At 71.3% G+C, this 16,296-nt stretch carries 9 protein-coding genes and 2 pseudogenes; 4 read left to right on the top strand and 7 right to left on the bottom strand.

The features are described 5' to 3' along the window. Window positions 1–16 precede the first annotated feature (16 nt). Together ACFY0O_RS00465 and ACFY0O_RS00460 are read left to right on the top strand one after the other, a co-directional pair. The gene (locus tag ACFY0O_RS00465; RefSeq protein ID WP_388942199.1) at window positions 17–961 is read left to right on the top strand and encodes an AraC family transcriptional regulator; all 945 of its coding nucleotides are present in this window, start codon (window positions 17–19) and stop codon (window positions 959–961) included. Between the two features lie 136 nt (window positions 962–1,097). After that, window positions 1,098–1,595: a hypothetical protein gene (locus ACFY0O_RS00460; protein ID WP_388940855.1), complete on the top strand. Its 498-nt coding sequence runs from the start codon at window positions 1,098–1,100 to the stop codon at window positions 1,593–1,595. Window positions 1,596–1,748: 153 nt separating this feature from the next. Here the strand turns inward: ACFY0O_RS00460 and ACFY0O_RS00455 are convergent. After that, window positions 1,749–2,042: pseudogene (locus ACFY0O_RS00455) on the bottom strand (transposase); the annotation flags it as partial. Between the two features lie 696 nt (window positions 2,043–2,738). Between ACFY0O_RS00455 and ACFY0O_RS00450 the strand changes: the two are divergent. Continuing rightward, window positions 2,739–3,608, top strand: a complete 870-nt coding sequence (locus ACFY0O_RS00450) for a class II glutamine amidotransferase (RefSeq protein ID WP_388940852.1) — start codon at window positions 2,739–2,741, stop codon at window positions 3,606–3,608. Window positions 3,609–4,059: 451 nt separating this feature from the next. Here the strand turns inward: ACFY0O_RS00450 and ACFY0O_RS00445 are convergent. Together ACFY0O_RS00445 and ACFY0O_RS00440 are read right to left on the bottom strand one after the other, a co-directional pair. Continuing rightward, a pseudogene (locus ACFY0O_RS00445) lies at window positions 4,060–4,155 on the bottom strand (transposase); the annotation flags it as partial. A gap of 223 nt (window positions 4,156–4,378) precedes the next feature. Further along, window positions 4,379–5,500, bottom strand: coding sequence for a serine hydrolase domain-containing protein (locus ACFY0O_RS00440; RefSeq protein WP_388940850.1), 1,122 nt, complete (start codon window positions 5,498–5,500; stop codon window positions 4,379–4,381). Between the two features lie 497 nt (window positions 5,501–5,997). Between ACFY0O_RS00440 and ACFY0O_RS00435 the strand changes: the two genes are divergently transcribed. Continuing rightward, a complete protein-coding gene (locus tag ACFY0O_RS00435) occupies window positions 5,998–6,345 on the top strand; it encodes a hypothetical protein (protein WP_388940847.1) in 348 nt (115 codons plus the stop codon). Between the two features lie 1,688 nt (window positions 6,346–8,033). On the opposite strand, the gene ACFY0O_RS00430 is transcribed toward ACFY0O_RS00435, so the two are convergent. From ACFY0O_RS00430 to ACFY0O_RS00415, 4 genes are all read right to left on the bottom strand, one after another. Continuing rightward, window positions 8,034–8,921, bottom strand: coding sequence for an NAD(P)H-binding protein (locus ACFY0O_RS00430; RefSeq protein ID WP_388940845.1), 888 nt, complete (start codon window positions 8,919–8,921; stop codon window positions 8,034–8,036). Window positions 8,922–9,116: 195 nt separating this feature from the next. After that, a complete protein-coding gene (locus tag ACFY0O_RS00425) occupies window positions 9,117–11,747 on the bottom strand; it encodes an RICIN domain-containing protein (RefSeq protein ID WP_388940843.1) in 2,631 nt (876 codons plus the stop codon). A gap of 39 nt (window positions 11,748–11,786) precedes the next feature. Next, a complete protein-coding gene (locus tag ACFY0O_RS00420) occupies window positions 11,787–14,192 on the bottom strand; it encodes a non-reducing end alpha-L-arabinofuranosidase family hydrolase (RefSeq protein ID WP_388940841.1) in 2,406 nt (801 codons plus the stop codon). Between the two features lie 335 nt (window positions 14,193–14,527). Further along, a complete protein-coding gene (locus tag ACFY0O_RS00415; RefSeq protein WP_388940839.1) occupies window positions 14,528–16,111 on the bottom strand; it encodes a sigma-70 family RNA polymerase sigma factor in 1,584 nt (527 codons plus the stop codon). Between the last annotated feature and the right edge of the window lie 185 nt (window positions 16,112–16,296).

The following is a 16,296-nucleotide window of genomic DNA, read 5'->3' as shown; positions in this document are numbered from 1 at the left end:
TTGGAGATCGTCTACGCTGCGCTGCGTGGACCTTCTGAGTTCCCTGCTGAGTGGCATCCGGGCCGAGGGCTCGGTCGTCAGCCACGCCGTACTGACGGCGCCCTGGACCGTCCGCTTCGCCGACGGCGCACCCCTCACCATGGTCAGCGTGCTGCGCGGCGGCGGCACGCTGCTGCTGCCCGACGGCACCGAACGGCCGGTCGCGGCGGGCGACACAGCCATCGTGAACGGTTCCGCGCCGTTCCACCTCGCAGAGGGTCCCGGCACCGTCCCCGGCGACCGTGCCGCGTACGAGATCGCCTGCTTCGGCCCGCGTGCCGAGTGCGCCGGCGAGGAACTCGGCGGCATCCGCTGGGGGGCGGACGCGCAGGAGGCGACCTCGCTGATCGTGGGCGCCTACCGGGCCTCGGGCCGTCGGCACGAACGGCTGCTGCGGGCCCTGCCGCCCGTCCTCGTGGTCAAGGAGGACGCGGAGGTCTGCGCCTGGCTGGAGGCGGCCGCCGCCGACGCCGCGCAGCTCACCGCGGGTTCGCAGGCGCTGATGGACCGGCTCCTCGACTGGGCCCTGGTGTGCACGTTGCGCAGCTGGTTCGACCGGGCCGGCGCCGACGCGCCCAGCTGGTACCGGGGCCTCGCCGACCCGGTGCTCGCCCCCGCCCTGCAGGCCTTCCACGACCGGCCGGCCGAGGCCTGGACGGTGGCGTCGCTGGCCACCCGGGCCGGCGTCTCGCGGGCGCTGTTCGCCAAGCGGTTCACCCGGCTGATGGGCCGACCGCCCCTCGCCTACCTCACCGCGTGCCGGATGGACGAGGCGGAGGCGCTGCTGACCGACACCGACCTCAGCATCGCCGAGATCGCAAGGGCGGTCGGCTACGCCGACGCCTTCGGCTTCAGCGCCGCGTTCAAGCGCCACAGGGGCCTGAGCCCCCGCACGTTCCGGACCGCCGCGGCTGCTGCCTGACCTCCGAACGCGGGGTGGACTCCGCGGAGCTTATGCCCGGGGCCGAGGTCAGGGGCGGGCAGGTCCTGCCGCAGACTGTGTAGCCGTGGATGACAGATGGGATGTGCGGCCCGACAGCGATCGGCCACAGTGGGTCGTGGACCCGTATCTGGGTGTGGGACCGTTGCGCTTCGGTATGAACCCTGACGAAGTATCGGCGGTGCTGGCCGACGTGACAGCAGAGGCCCAACAGTGCATCACCACGCACCTCCGTGACGGTCGGCAGGCCAGGGAAGAGGGCCAGTACTGGAAGTCTGGACTGTTCCTCTTCTACAGTCGCGACGAGCAGCTGGAGGGACTTGCTGTTGACGGCCTGCGGGGACCGCAGGTCCTCGCCGAAGGGGTACCTCTGACGGGCCGCGCGCCCTCCGAGGTGGAACGGTGGATGACCGCCCGTGCCGCAGAACGGTTCCCCGAAGACGACCTCGAGCTTGGTTACCTGGGAACCGGGATCCCGTGCTCGTGGAGCCTCGGATTGGTGGTCAGCGTCCAACGTGTGGCTGATCACTTGGTCACACGCCCGGTGATCTTCGCTGAGCACGTACTGGATGACCCTCACCACATCCTTCCCCAGCAGGCATGGATCATCTACTAGTTGAGAGCCGCACACGTCTGTGCCCAGTTACCGGCCACCGCACGCCATGTCATGCACGGCTCAGGAACAGGTACTCACCTTGTTCTTTATGGTCCGGCCTGGTCTCGTTCTGCGGTGCTTTCGGGGCGCCTGACCGGCCGGCCGAGGCGGAGGGGTGTGGGCGGTGATGATCAGCCAGGTCCAGGGGTCCGCGGCCTCGGGGGTGCGGAGTTTCGGGCAGGTCGAGCCGAGGGTCTGTTTGATCATCCGGAAAGTGTGCCCCAGGTCGAAGCGCCGCAGGAACGCCTGCCAGCGCAGATCGACGTCGGCGCCGGTCATGCCGGTCCGGGAGGACCAAAGCCAGACGGGCAGCGGGTCATCGCCGCCGGGCAGATGGTCGACCTTCAGGCGGATCAGGGTGCCCTCGATCAGGGGAAGTTCGCCCTCGTGGTCGATCCAATCGGGGCGAGGGATGGGGCCGGGCTGGCGGGCTGCACTCGTGGCCCTCAACAGAGCCTGGACGCCGGTTGGGCCGTGACCACCCCCGCGCAGACCAGGGAGGCTGCCGTTCTCCGGTGCTGGTGGCCCCGGGACCGGCCCCATCAGCCAGGACTCTAAGCGGCGGGTCTGACATCCGAGCCGGACCATAAAGAACAAGCTGAGCCCATGTCGTGCGGCCGGAGCCTTCCCGGCCTCTGTGAAGAGGATCAACCGCCGGTGGGCGGGGTCGAACAGGTGAGCCGGTGCGTCCGCGCGACGCCGCCGCCACGGCCAGCCTGTGCCTGCGCCATGCCAGCGGGCCCTGTTCGGGCCGTCGGTCTCCCGGTCGGCGAGGATGTGCCGGGACGGAGCGGGGGCGCGGGAGTGGCCTGGCCCGGCCGTACGCTGCCGGGGGCCTTCGCGGGCCGCCGCAGATCAGGACAGGGGCCGCAACCGGGGGGATCACTTCGCTGCCACGTCGGCCATGGCGTGGCCGACCTGCTCCTGGAGGACTTGCGCCGTATCCTGCCCCGACCGGACAAGCAGCACGAACCTCACCACCAGCGGGCGGCTGTCGCTTCGCCTACGGCGCGGAGACCAGAACCGGTGCCCGCGCGGCCGCCACTGACCCAGGCCACGAACCGCCAGCCCGACGGCTCGGGCCAACTCCTCTGGAGGAATGCCGTGTGCCGTCTTTTCGGCCTGAGCAGTGCCCCGCAACGCACGCACGCCACCTTCTGGCTCCTGGACGCCCCCGACAGTCTCAGTCGACAGAGCCACCACGACCCCGACGGCACCGGCCTCGGCTACTTCAGCGCCGACGGCACCCCCCTGGTCGACAAGGCGCCCATCGCCGCCTACCGCGACCGCGCCTTCGCCGAGAAGGCCCGGCAGGCGGAGTCGGCCACCTTCATCGCCCACGTCCGCTACGCCTCCACCGGCAGCCTCGACCTGCGCAACACCCACCCATTCGAGCAGGATGGGCGGCTCTTCGCGCACAACGGGGTCATCGAGGGCCTCGACAGGCTGGACGCCCATCTCGGCGAAGACCGGTCCCTGGTGAACGGAGACACCGATTCCGAGCGGTTCTTCGCCCTGATCACCCGGGAGACCCGGCGCCACGACGGGGACGTCACCGAGGGCATCCGGCGGGCCGCTGAATGGATCGCGGCGAACGTGCCCGTCTACGCCATCAACCTGATCCTGATCACCCCCAAGGAACTGTGGGCGCTGCGCTACCCGGACACCCATGGCCTGCACGTGCTCGAGCGCCGAGCGGGAGGCCAGCACGGCAGCCGGCACCTCGACCACACCGGCACCGACGGCCGCATGCGCGTCCACTCCTCCCACCTGGCCCAATGCCCCGCGGTCGTCGTCGCCAGCGAGCCCATGGACGACAATCCCCACTGGCTGCAGATGGAACCCGGCGAACTCCTCCACGTCGGCCCCGACCTCCGCCTCACCCGGCAGATCATCCTTCTCGATCCTCCGGCGCACCAGCTCACCCTCGATGACCTCCACCCCGAGGCAGCCGCTTCCCAACAGGCCGCCTGAGAGGCGTGACCGGCTGGAAAATGACGGTCACGGTGTAACTCCCATCAGGCGGTCAACCTCGCCGGGGGTGAAGACCAGTGCCGCGCGCAGGGCGCTGACTCCTGTGGCGGTACGGGCAGGCCAGGGCGGCGAGGTAGGGGGTCGGCTTGCGGTCACAGCCGGGTCGGCAGCGGTCCACGATGTCAGTGCTTCCTGACGATGTCGTGGTGAAGGGCGCCTGCGGCTGCGGATGGACGGCCAACGCCGCGCACCCGGTGGTGTGGGCAGACGTCCAGGCCAGCGAGGGTGAAGAGGCACAGCCGCCGCCGGGCCGAGGATCGCCGTACTGGTCTATGGCGAGGTGGCGTCGTCCGGGAGGGTTGAAGGTCGGCGGGGGGCGCACGTATGGGTTCCGCAGCCCGTGGGGACGGGTTGGGGTTCGTAGAACGTGCCGTCGCGGAGCATGGCGAAAGCTCAGGTGGGCGGCGGACGGGAAGCTGGATCCGTCGCCGACGTCGATGAGGATGCGTGCTCCGGTCCTGACGCCGATCCCCGGCATGGACGTCAGGCCCGGGGCCACTGACCACGGGGCCGCGGCAATGTGGTTGGTGGCCGGCTTCCCGCAAGGCTCCGCACGGCTCCCACCTGAACGGCCGTGTTGTCGGCGGCCCGGGATACGGTGCGGCCTTGGGGGGGGGTAGGGGCTCGCGCTCGGAGCGGTCCCCCTGCCCGCTCCGGAGACTGACCGCGCACCCGGCCGGGCGCGCTGGAAGGGCCGGGGGGACTGGGGCTCAGAGCGCCGCTTCGATGATCGCGACGGCGCGCGCGACGGCCTGGTCCGAGGTCAGCTCCGGCGTCGGCAGGTAGGAGTATGTGACGACCCGACGGCCGTCTGCGGTGGCGAAGGCCCCGCTGGTGTACTGCGCCATGCTGCCCGTCTTCCCCCATACCCGGGTGCCGTCGGACAGTCGGGCGGTCATGAGCCCGGCCGCGCTGAACGGCCGCTTGGCGGTCCGGGCGAGCTCCGGCATCTCGGTCAGCAGCGCCTGCTGCGCCGGCGGCAGCAGCCGGCCGCCCAGGAGCGCCTTCATGAACCGCTCCATGTCAGGGCCGGTGGAGATCATGCCGCCCTCGGCCCAGGCCCACGGCTCCTGCGGGGTGGGCGCGGCCAGCGACGGGACCGGCATGGAGGAGTCCCCGGACCGGGGCACGTAGGTGTGGTGCAGGCCGAGCGAGCGGGCGATGCGGCGCTGGACCTCGTCGGCGTAGGAGCGGCCGGTGACCTTCTCGATCGCCAGGCCGAGCAGGAAGTAGTTGCCGCCGTTGTACTGCTGGCGGGTGACGGGGTACTCCGGCGCGGGGCAGCCCGCCTTCGTCCAGGCCGCCACGACCCGCTCCGGGGTCAGGCCCGTGCCGTCCTTCAGCTCCCCGCAGGGCTTGCCCAGCCCGCTGGTGTGGCTGAGCAGCTGTCCGACGGTGATCGGGTGCCAGGCCGCCGGAACGAGCTCGGGCAGGACCTCGGCGATGGGCGTGTCCAGATCGAGGCGCCCCTCCGCGACCAGCTGGAGCACGACGGTGGAGGTGAACATCTTCGTCATGCTGCCGATCCGGAAGGAGGCCGCCGGATTTTGGGAGACGGCTCCCACCGCTTTCACCCACCGGGTGCCGGGGCCGGCCACCCGCACCATCGTGCCGTTCGCCTCGGAGCCGGGTGCCATCAGCTTCGCCAGCTCGGCCTCGTCCACCGGGTAGCGGTCGCCGACCGCCGCCGTCACGGGCGCCGGGAGCCGGGCACCGCCGGTGGCCGCCGACGCCGGCGGAGCTACGGCGGCGACCGCCACCAGGGTCGCGCCGACGGCGGCGAGTTGAATCGAACGGGCCTTGCGCAGAGCGGAGTTCACGGGGTGCGTCATGCCCGCAACCCTGCCGTGGCCAAGCTCCCCTGGCCATGGGGGAGCACCCCCACCCGCCCCTGACCCGACCCCGACAACGCCCGAGGCTCGGACCCCTGGGAGGGGCACGGGCCTCGGGGACGGACGGGTGGAACCAGCAGAGGACGTTGGCTAGGTTGGCACGGCTGGGTGCGGGAGGGTATCGACATCGCCGTCACCCACACGAGCCCTGCGCCGCCTCGCCGGCACCGGCGGCCGCGGCCGGCCGCTGGTGCAGTACCCGGCCTCGCAGGTGGAGATCCGCACCGTCCTCGGCGGCAAGGGCATCCAGGTCCACCTGGACCCAGGCGGATGAGCCAGCACCGAGGCCGCGGTCGCCGGCGCGCGTCCTGGCCGGCAGGTTGCGTCACCTCGCCGACATCGCTGGTGTCCGGCGCGGCGGAACCTTGGGTTTCAGGTGTGGTTGCGCTCTGGGGCGAAGGTGAAGCAGTGGCGGGTGCGGTGCCGTCGAAGAGCAGGTGGAGGTGGTGGGGGAGAGGGCCGACCAGGATGAGTTCGCGTTCGGCCCGCGCGTCGAGGAGGGTGTGCAGCAGCGTCGTGTCGGCGAAGGTGACCTGGCTGAGGTCGATGATGGCGCGTTCCCCGTCCAGGGAGGCCAGGGCGTCGCGTCGAACTCGCCCCATACCCGGATCAGCACGCCGTCGGGCTGCTTCTGGCAGACGACCTCGGACAGCGGCCCGGTATCGGCCGGGGCGCGGCTGCCGGCCGAGCTGGGGGGAGTATGGGGATGCCGGGCATTCATGGCTGCCGCCCTTGCGGGTTCGGAGCCCTCCCTTTCCGCGCGCTACTGCGGGAAAGAAGTGTGAGGCTTCTACTGCGGCCACACGTTGTTGAGGAGGCCCGTACCGGGGTGCCCCCGAGACCGGGGACGCGGCAGCGCGGATATCGCCAATGCCACCCCGTGCTCGCGAACGCTAGTGCCGGTTCTTGATGGCCCACTGGCTTCGTTGCAACGCCCGGCATCGCGGTCGGCGTCGCGTCCTGTAGTCGAGAATTGCGCAGCGTGACTGGCCCCGCTGCCTGGCGGCGCCGCTGCCGCTCCGGTGTGCGGTTCAGGTGTGGAGGTGACTGTTGGTGCCGTCGTGGTGGTCGGCGTGGTCGGCGTGGTCGGCGTTCGTGATGGGCGTGCTTGGGCCGCCGCCGGTCACCCGCCCAGGGCAGGAACTGCCGTCCCGCCCGCAGCCCGCGCGGCGCTCTCGCACAGCCGGTACCGCTCGCCCTACGGTGGCCGGCCGGTGAGAGGGGCAGATGCGCATGGCGGGAACCGTGACGGTGTCGATGGGCCTTCCACCAGGCGCTCCACGACGCTTTGGCCGCCGAGCAGCGCCCGCACCGGGCCGTCGTCGCCGAGACCGGCCAGGAGCCGCGCCTGCCCGGCCCCCCCGCCAGCTCCTGCGCCTGCTGGAGACGACCGACTGCGCGCAGTTGTTCACGATCGGGCCTGAACCGTCGTCGTCGGCCTGACCGGCTTGCTGCGCACCAGGTTTGGGGAGTTGTGTCGGGGACACATGCGTCGGTGACAGCGGCACCTCTCACCGGTTCAGCGAGCGCGCTGGTGACCGCAGACGGCACCCCTTCCCCCTGGGGCCGTCTGCGGGCCGCTGGAACGGTACCCCTCCGTCGTCCTGCCATCCCCGGCCCGGCCACGCCCCCGATGTCTGACAGAGCGCCCCGGGCCTGCGGGGGAACGTCGACCGCCGTCACCCAGACGGGCCCGTGGTCGGAACACCGCGCTTCGTGGGTCAGTTGGCCTCCATCTCAACCTCCACCGCCAGAGCGGCGTGGAGCCGGTGCGGTGGAGGATCACCGTGCCGGGCTCCCGTTCGGGACCGGCGCTGCGCTCTCCTCTTCCGCCTGATCTGCCGTAGTCGACACCACAGCCTCCTTCGCCACCGATGCGCCCCGCCGCGCACCCTTTGCCGCTAGCCAAGCGGGCTCGCCCGGTGCATCCGGGCAGGCCGGCCTTCCCCGGCCGGCGCTTTTGGCCGTCAGCCGGAAACAGCTGTGGGTGAACCGGTTCGGCACCCGCCTGGTTCGCCAGGATGCGACGGGCCCCGGAGGGCCGGACGTGCTGTTGCTTCTGGAGTCGGCCGCAACGCCGCGATCCGCCTGGGCAGGCGGTGCGCCGCCCTGATGCGGCCCGGCTGCCGTGGCCTCCCGCCAGGCACCCCGTACGGCCTGACGTGTCCTGCGCGAGGCCCCTGCCGGCGCGCCGGCACAGGCCGACCAGCTGCCGGACAGGGGAGGGGGCACCCTGTTCGCGGACACCGTCGCCGTCTACGAGAGCCTCCCACCACTGGCCTGGAAAACGGCTCTCAGGGACGCCGTCGGCACGCCCGCTCCACCTTCTGCGCGACGAGTCGGCCCGCCACCCGCCGGCCCGCCGCATGGCCCGCTCCTCCACCACATCCCGGCGTGAGACACACCGCGACGCCCCGCTCCGCGGCGCCGCCGCGGCGAACGGACCCGACTCACTCTCCGGGGGGAGAGGGGCTCAGGAACCGTCCGCCTTCTCCACCACCGGACGCAGCTCCGCGTGGGCCCACCCGGCCAGCCGTGTCGGCGTCGTGGTGAGCACATCGCGGGACTGCTCCGGCACCAGCCCCCGCGACCCGGCGGCCATCCCGACGATCCCCTCGACCGCCGACGCCGGCAGCCCGGCCGCGAACAGCGCCTGGCGCACCGCGTCGTCCCCCACCGGCTCGACCCGGACCGTACGCCCGAGTGCCTCGGTGAGGATCCCGGCGACCTGCTCGAAGCTGAGGTCCTCCGGCCCGTGCACCGCCTGCACCACCCGTCCCCGCCAGTCGCCGGCCAGCAACCGGGCGGCGACGACGTCCCCGATGTCCCGCGGATCCACCCACGGCATCGGACGGCTCGGATCGAAGGCCGTGGTCAAGACCCCACGGGCCAGCCCCTCCACATCGAGCAGCAGATTGGTGAAGAAGTACCCGCACCGCAGGTGCAGTACGTCCACCCCGGTGGCATCGAGCTCCGCCTCGATCCGGCCCAGGGCGTCGATGTGCCCGACCCCGTGCCGCTTCTCCGCCCCGACGCTGCTCAACAGCACCACGCGCCCCACGTCCCCCGCCCGTGCTGCCGCCGCCAGGGGCGCTGCCGTCGCCAGTGAGACCTCCACCGGATCAGCCGTCGTATGCGGAGTCGGATCCGCCCAGAAGACGTTCCCTGCCCCCGCCACGGCCTCCCGCACGAACCCCGCATCGGTCAGGTCCCCCTGACGCACCTCGACCCGTTCACGCGTCTCCCCGTCCAGACGGTCCGCATCACGCACCAGCACCCGAGGCCGCACCCCGGCCTGGAGCAGCAACCGCACCACCCGCGACCCCACATGCCCGGTCGGCGTCGTCACCACGATGGTCATGAGCCCATTCCTTCCTTCGCCTCCACACGACCCCACCATCCCGCATGCCCCGTCCACCCGACCGCACCCTTGACCTCGAGCAGGGTCGAGGTCCTACGTTCGTCCGTTCGGGGGTGCGCTCCGGCCCGTCGGCGGGGCGGCGGGCGAGGGCCGGCCGCAGGTTGTCGAGCCTGCGGCCGTGCCCGAGCGCAGGGGTCAGGACGGGTCGCCGTACAGGAGGCCGCGTCCGTTGGTGCCGATGTACACGCGGCCGAAGACGTCGGGGTCACCGGTGATGACGCCGGTGCCGCCGATGCTGCCCCACTGGTGCGCGTCGTCGTTGACGCGGAGCCAGGTGGCGCCCTGGTCGGTGGAGCGGAAGACGCCCGTGACGTCCTTGACGGTGCCGAGCAGGTACAGGGCCTGGTAGGAGGCGCCAGGTGCGGCCTTGCCGAAGCCGATGGCGGAGGCGGCCTTCACCGGGGCGAGCCTGGTGAAGGTGCGGCCGCCGTCGGTGGAGTGCAGGAGCCCCTGGCCACCGCCGGCGATCCACAGGTCGCCCGTGACTCCGGGGACGGCCTTGAGCCGGCCGTCGTCGGGCAGGTTGGCGGCCCGGGCGCTGAAGGTCGCCCCGCCGTCGGTGCTGGCGTAGAGCGTGCCGCCGGTCAGTGAGTAGAACGTTCCGGCCGAGGAGCGGTCGGCGACGACGACGGCGTCGGAGCCCAGGCCGCCGACCTTCGACCAGCTCGCTCCCTTGTCGGTCGAGCGGTACGGGGCCTGGCCGGCCTGCGTCCAGACGATGGCCGAGCCGTCGGCGGAGAGCGCCACCCGGCCGCTGTCGGCGCCGGCCACCGGTTCGGACGCGAAGCCGTTCCAGCTGCGGCCGCCGTCGGTGGAGTAGGCGCCGTCCTGTGCACCCCCACGGCCGACGCGGACCATCATCGAGGGGTTGGACTGCGCGAAGTCGATGGATGTGCTGTTGCTCATCATCGGGTTCTTCAGTCGCCCGTCGGGCACCTCGGTCAGGGAGTCGTGGCGGAATCCGCCCTGGTCGCCCATGGCCGTGACGACGTGGGCGCCGCCGGGCGGGGCGATCGCGTCCAGCAGTGAGGTCTCCTCCAGCCCGCGGGCCCCCACGCTCCAGTGGCTGGTGCCGCCGTTGTCGGAGGCGTTGGCGTCCTTGCTGCGCAGGATGCCGCTGCCGGTGCCGTACAGCACGTGCCCGGAGTCGAAGGGGTCGATGGCCAGCGCGGTCATCCAGTGCCCGGTCCCGGTACCCACGTACGGAGCGGCGGAGGCGTCCCGCACCGACTTTTCGGCCAGTGCCTTCCACGTCGTGCCGCCGTCGGTGGTCCGGTAGATCTCGTCCTGCGGCCACCAGCGGTCAAGGGTGGTGACCATCACCGTGGAGGGCTTGCGCGGGTCGACGGCCAGACCGGAGAACCCGTAGCCGCCCTGGGACGGGGAGATGTTCTTCCACGCCCCGCCGGCCGGCGTGTGCTTCCACACCGAGCCCGCCGTGACGCCGTTGGGGCCGAGTGCGTTGGTGTACGTCAGGTACAGCGAGCCGTCACCGGAGACCACGCCGTGTTGCGGCATCTGGCCGGTCGGCTGCCCGACGACGGCCTGCCAGGTGCTGCCGCCGTCGGTGGAGCGGTACAGGGAGGTGGACCGGTCGGCGACGCCGACGTAGACCGTCCTGCTGCCGGCCGGTCCGTACGTCACGAAGGAGATGCCCGCGCCGCTGCTCGCCCCGTCCTTGACGGGGAACGAGGAGACCTGGGCCCATGTCGCGCCGTGGTCGGTGCTGCGCCACAGGCCGTTCTTGCGGGTGCCCAGCAGCAGGGTGCCGTTGTCCGCTGGGTCGATCGCCAGCCGTTCGCCCGCCCCGCGGCCGTCCTCGTTGCCACCCAGCTTGAAGGGCAGGTCGGTGCGCTGGAAGGTGCGGCCGCGGTCCGCGGAGCGCAGGATCGCACCGTTGCCCGCCCAGTTGTTGGTGTAGGTGCCAGTGGCGAGGTAGAGCCGGTTGGCGTCGACCGGATCGGTGGCCAGCGCGTCGACGCCCAGGAGGTTCCAGTCCTTCTCGCCGATCCAGTCGGTCAGCGGGATCCACTGCTCGGCCCCCGTGTCCCAGCGGTAGGCGCCGCCCATGTCGGTACGCGCGTACAGCAAGCCCTTCTCCCGCGGGTTGAACACGAGTCCGGTGACGTAACCGCCGCCCACCACCTGGGCGTTTCGCCAGGTGTACGGTCCGGCTCCGGGAGCCTTGGTCCCGGCCGTCCTCACGAGCCTCCACTGCTGGTTGGTGCTGCCATGGCCGGGGTACTGGATGACTGCCGCGCCGTCGGCTGTGGAGCCACCGGAGACGTCCAGGACCTGGCCGCTCCTGCGGGAGGTGAGGACGACGACGGCGTCGGAACCGCTCACCTCGTCCATCCGCCATTCCTGGGAGGCGGAAGAGGTGTCGGTCTGCTGCTCGGCGGCGGCCGCCAGGGCGGTTGAGTCGCCGGCTATGCCCAGTACTTGGCCGCTGTTGCGGTTCACCAGCTCGTAGTAGCCGTCTCCGGTGGGTCGCAGTTTCCACTGCTGGTTGGCAGTGTTCTGGTCGGTCCACTGCTGGATGCGGGTGCCATCGGCGGTGGAGAAGGCGTTGACGTCCAGCGCCTTGCCGCTGCGTACGGAGACCAGCCGGTAGTAGGCGTCGCCGTCCACCGTCGCGGCCTGCGAGTCGTCCTGCACGTACAGGAGGTACGGCACGAGGATGGCGGGCACACCGAGCAGCAGTCCGGTCCCGGTCCAGCGACGGCGGTGACGTCCGCGGCGCCCACCGTTCGGGGGGTTCTTCATGGGGGTGTTCTCCTTGCGTACTTCTGTGATCGGGGCGGGTCAGCGCTGCAGGGTGAGGAGGCCCGGCCGGTAGGGCAGCCGGTCGTAGGGGCCGCCCGCCGTGGGGGACTTGCCCTGATAGAGGAACCGCAGGTTGCAGGGGTCCACGGTCATGGTCTGGTCGGGGTTGTCGCGGACCAGGTCACCGTGGCTGATGTCGTTGCTCCAGGTGGCGCCGCTGTTCGCCTTGCCCGCGAAGGGGCTGCTTTCGCTGCCGGCCTGTGCGGTCCAGGGGCCGCTCAGGCTGGAGGCCGTGAACGAGCGGAAGTAGCGGTCCTGGTGGGCGCCTCTGGCCTCGACGATCATGAGGTACTGGTTCTGGCCCTGGACCGTGTAGACCTGCGGCGCCTCGAACAGGTTGTCCGGCGTGTCGCTCATGACAGTCGTGTAAGAGGAGCCGAAGTTGCCCGGGAAGTTCCCGATCGGCATGCTCGCCCGGTAGATCTTGCCGTTGTCACCGGCGAAGAACAGGTACATGTTCTTGCCGTCGGCGATCAGGGTCTGGTCGATCGGGCCGGTGGGGGATTCGGTGCGGGGGATGCTGCCGGTGAACAGCGGCTGCGGAGCGGACCAGCCGTTGGGGTTGGCCGGGTCGCTGGACGTGCGGTAGATGAAGGGCCACGGGCCCCACTGGTACGCCAGCACCCAGATCTTCTTGGGTGCGAAGTAGAACAGCGTGGGAGCCACCGCGGCCTGGTCCATCCCGGTCTGGCGGGCCGACGCCATGTCCGACCAGTTCGTGAAGGGACCGAACATCATCGAGCCGTACGAGGATCCCGAGAAGTCCGAGCCGTAGACCAGGTGCCGGCCGTTGTACATCACGGTGGTGAAGTCCTTCAGGGACGCCCACCCGTTCGCCGGCTGCGCCAGCGCACCCGTCGATGTCCACCGGTACGTCGACGGCAGAGCACACGTCCCGCCCGTCGGCGCCGACGTCGTGGGGGCCGACGTCCCGGAGGGGCCGGTCCACTTCTGGTTGCCGCCGGACCAGCAGGAGTACAGCTGGATCCTGGTGCGGTTGGCGGTGCCCGCGCCGACGGCGTCGAGGCACAGCCCGGACCGGACGCCGGCGATCGAGCCGTCGGGGTTGACGTTCCACTGCTGGCCGGCGCCGCCGGTGCAGTCCCCGATGACCACCGCGGTGCCGTTGGCGGTGCCGTTGGCGGTGCCGTCGGCCTTGGCGCTCAGGCACTTGTTGCCGTAGATCATCAGCTGCTTGCCTGCGGTGTAGGTCCAGCGCTGGTTCGTCTGCCCGTTGCAGTCCCACAGCTGTGCCTGTGTGCCGTTGGCCGTGCTGGAGTTGTCGATGTCGATGCACCGGCCGGAGGAGACGCCCTTGATCGCCCCGGTCCCGGTTCCTCCGGTCCCGCCGGTGGTGCCGGTGGCGGCCTTGAGGGCGTTCACGACGGCGGTGTAGGCGGCCTTGGGCCTGCCGTTGTCGTCGAACAGCAGGGGGCTCTCACCGCGACGCCAGGAGTCGCCGTCGCGGATGCCCCACACCGTGATGCCGGTACACCGGGCCACGGACAGGCAGGCCTTGACCGTGTCGGCGTAGTGGGCCGGAGAGGCCTGGGCGACGTCCAGCTCGGTGATCTGGACGTCGACGCCCAGGGCGGCGAAGGCGGCCAGGGTGGTCCGGAGGCTGGACGGCGGGCCTCCGGGGCCGAAGTGACTCTGGAACCCGACGCAGTCGATCGGCACGCCGCGGGACTTGAAGTCCTTGACCATGCTGTAGACGCCCTGGGTCTTGGCGTCCGCCCAGTTCTCGATGTTGTAGTCGTTGTAGCAGAGCTTGGCGGCGGGGTCGGCCGCCCGGGCCGTGCGGAACGCCTCCTCGATGAAGCCGTTGCCCAGCACGTTCTGGAACACCGAGTCACGGTGCTGGGTGGAGCCGTCGGCGAAGGCCTCGTTGACCACGTCCCAGGCGTAGACCTTGCCCTTGTAGTGGGACATCAGGGCGGTGATGTGGTTGTTCATCACGCCGCGCAGCGTGTTCGCATCACCGATGGATTTGACCCAGAGCGGGAGTTGCGAGTGCCAGACCGCGGTGTGGCCGCGCAGGCGCTGGCCGTGTGCCGCGGCATGGTCGACGATCCGGTCGGCCGCGGAGAAGGTGAAGTTGCCGCGGGACGGTTCGGTGGCGTCCCACTTCATCTCGTTCTCCGGCGTGACCATGTTGAATTCCCGGTCCAGGATGGTGGAGTACGCCGAGTCGCCCAGCCTGCCGGCGGCCACGGCGGTGCCGAAGTACCTGCCCGAGGGGGCGGCCTGCGTGCCCAGGGGGGTCGCGGCTCCGGCGGAGCTGGGCAAGAGCGTCACGACGCCCGCCACCAGTCCGGCGGCCGCCAGCGCTGTCGTCACGGTCCGGCGCCGCCGGGTGAGCCGGTGCGTGCCCTTGCCCTTCATGATTCACCTCGGGGGCCGCGGGCCGCCTTGGGTGCCGTGGTCGTGTGCGGACCGGGCGCCGTGGGTTGGGGGATGCGTCGCGTCATGGGGAGGCTTTCTTCAGGCGATACGTACGGTGGAAGCGGGGGAGTCTTCCGCGCCGGCACCTCGTGGTGAGCGGCGGGAAGGAAACCCCACGAAGTGGAGGCTTCCGAGCACGTGGCCTCGTAACGAAAAAGTCGCCCTGACCGGACGATCGCCCGGTGATGCATCTCGCAGACGGAAAGTGTTATGACGAGCCCGCCGGTCTGGTCGTCCCCGGGGAGCGGCTCAGGGTGCGGCTTCGGGAACGGTCCTCAGCCCTGGGCCTTGCGCACGATGAAGGAGGCCTGTCCGGCGAAGGTCCGCGTGCCGTCGGAGCCGTCGAGCCAGATGCCGCCGTCGCGGTGGCGGATGACCGATCCCGGATAGTTGTGCGCGTGCAGGGTCACCGACCCCGCGCCCTCCCCGGGGCGCGCACAGAAGGTGGCGTCCTCGCGGAAGAGTTCGCTGCCGTCGTCGGTGCTCAGCTGGAGGCGCAGGTCACGGTGGCGCAGATAGCGGCCGTCGGCTGCGCGGAAGGTCACACACCGTGTGTCGGCCAGACCCCGGACGACCGTGAAGGTGAGCCGCTTCCGTGCCTGTGCCGCGCTGCTCAGCGTCGCGAAGTCGTCCGCGTACGACAGGTACAGCCCCGGTTCGTCCACGGACTCCAGCGACTGCACGCCCAGCGGAACAGTGCCCGCGACGGGGGACGGACCCACCGGCGATGCGGACGGTGACGGCGACGGGGACGGTGACGGCGACGGGGACGACGCGCCGGCCGACGCGATGGTGGACGAGGGGACCGGCGCGGGATCGCCGGCCGTGCGGGCGGCGGTGACGCCGGGCTCCCGGGGTGCCGGATCGGGCCAGACCGCGTAGGTGGCGGTCCCCGCGACGAGCACCGCGCCAGCGGCGATGCCCAGCAGCGGATGAGCGGTCACCGCGTGCAGTTTGCCGGTCAGCGCGCCGTGCAGACCGCCTCCCGTTGTTGCCGTGCCGGCGGCGGCGGGTGTCATGGCGAGCCCGGTGGAGCTCGCGGCCGCTCCCGACAGCAGGCCCTTGGCGGCCAGCGCGGCGACGAGTCCGGCCGGGACGGCCAGCGGCGTGAGGGTGAGCAGCAGCAGTTCGTCGGCGGGGACGCGCTTCGTCGTCGTCGCCAGGCAGACCTGACAGTCACGGGTGTGCCGCGCGATCCGCTTGCGCCACACCGGCGCGTGGAGACCGTCCCAGCCGACGACGGTCTCGTCCAACCCCGGACAGCGCGGGTGGGCTTCCAGCGCGGCGACGATCGTCCGGCTCAGGTCGAGCTGCTCGCGCATGCGTTGCAGGCGCACGCCCGCATGGGCGACGGTGAGGCCCGTCGCGGTGGCGATGTCGTCACGGCTCAGCAAGCCGGCGCACTCCTGCCACCACAGCGACAGCAGCACCCGGTGGTCGGGGTCGAGCCAACGGCCGGCTTCGACGACCCGGCGGCGCTCCTCCGACATCTGCAGCCGCAGGATCGTCACGTCCTCGGGTTCCGCGCCGGCGTCCGGTATCACGAGCGCCTCGTCGAGGTCCGCGATCCGGTCGTCGAAGGCACGTCGACGCTGCCAGTGCGTGTTGATCTGACGGAGCGTTATCGCCACCAGCCAGGACCGGAAGCTCTCGGGGGCACGCAGGGCAGGCAGGTCGCGCACCGCGCGCAGCAGGGTCTCCTGGACGACGTCGTCGGCGTCCGCGCCGGAGCTCAGCGCCCGCCTGACGATGTTGTAGACCAACGGCAGGTACGCGGCGACCAACTCCTCGCGCGCCCGCTCGTCACCGGCCTGCGCCGCGACAACCAGCCCAGTGTGGTCCGCGTCCATGAGCCCCATTCCCACCCTCCTTCGGGGAGCGATCCGCCGAGTACGGCGTCAAACCCTAACCCGCGAGGAATGCGTCCGAAGCCCGAGCCTTGAGCCACCCGTCACCCCCGAGCATGCGATGCGGGCGCCGCGGGCGCTGTGACCACACCGCGGGATCAGGGGCGACGTCCTCAAGGAAGACCACGTCATGTCAC

Origin of the sequence: Streptomyces sp. NPDC001594 (assembly GCF_042893675.1) — a bacterium.
In the GTDB taxonomy this organism is placed as follows: Bacteria; Actinomycetota; Actinomycetes; order Streptomycetales; family Streptomycetaceae; genus Streptomyces.
The sequence above is the reverse complement of the archived record's forward strand: the minus strand, read 5'-3'. Positions and strand labels throughout refer to the sequence as shown.

Bases quoted from the DNA above. Each gene is read 5' to 3' on its own strand.
- ACFY0O_RS00415 (WP_388940839.1), bottom strand. From the start codon at position 16,111: ATGGGGCTCATGGACGCGGACCACACTGGGCTGGTTGTCGCGGCGCAG.
- ACFY0O_RS00430 (WP_388940845.1), bottom strand. From the start codon at position 8,921: ATGACCATCGTGGTGACGACGCCGACCGGGCATGTGGGGTCGCGGGTG.
- ACFY0O_RS00440 (WP_388940850.1), bottom strand. From the start codon at position 5,500: ATGACGCACCCCGTGAACTCCGCTCTGCGCAAGGCCCGTTCGATTCAA.
- ACFY0O_RS00425 (WP_388940843.1), bottom strand. From the start codon at position 11,747: ATGAAGAACCCCCCGAACGGTGGGCGCCGCGGACGTCACCGCCGTCGC.
- ACFY0O_RS00420 (WP_388940841.1), bottom strand. From the start codon at position 14,192: ATGAAGGGCAAGGGCACGCACCGGCTCACCCGGCGGCGCCGGACCGTG.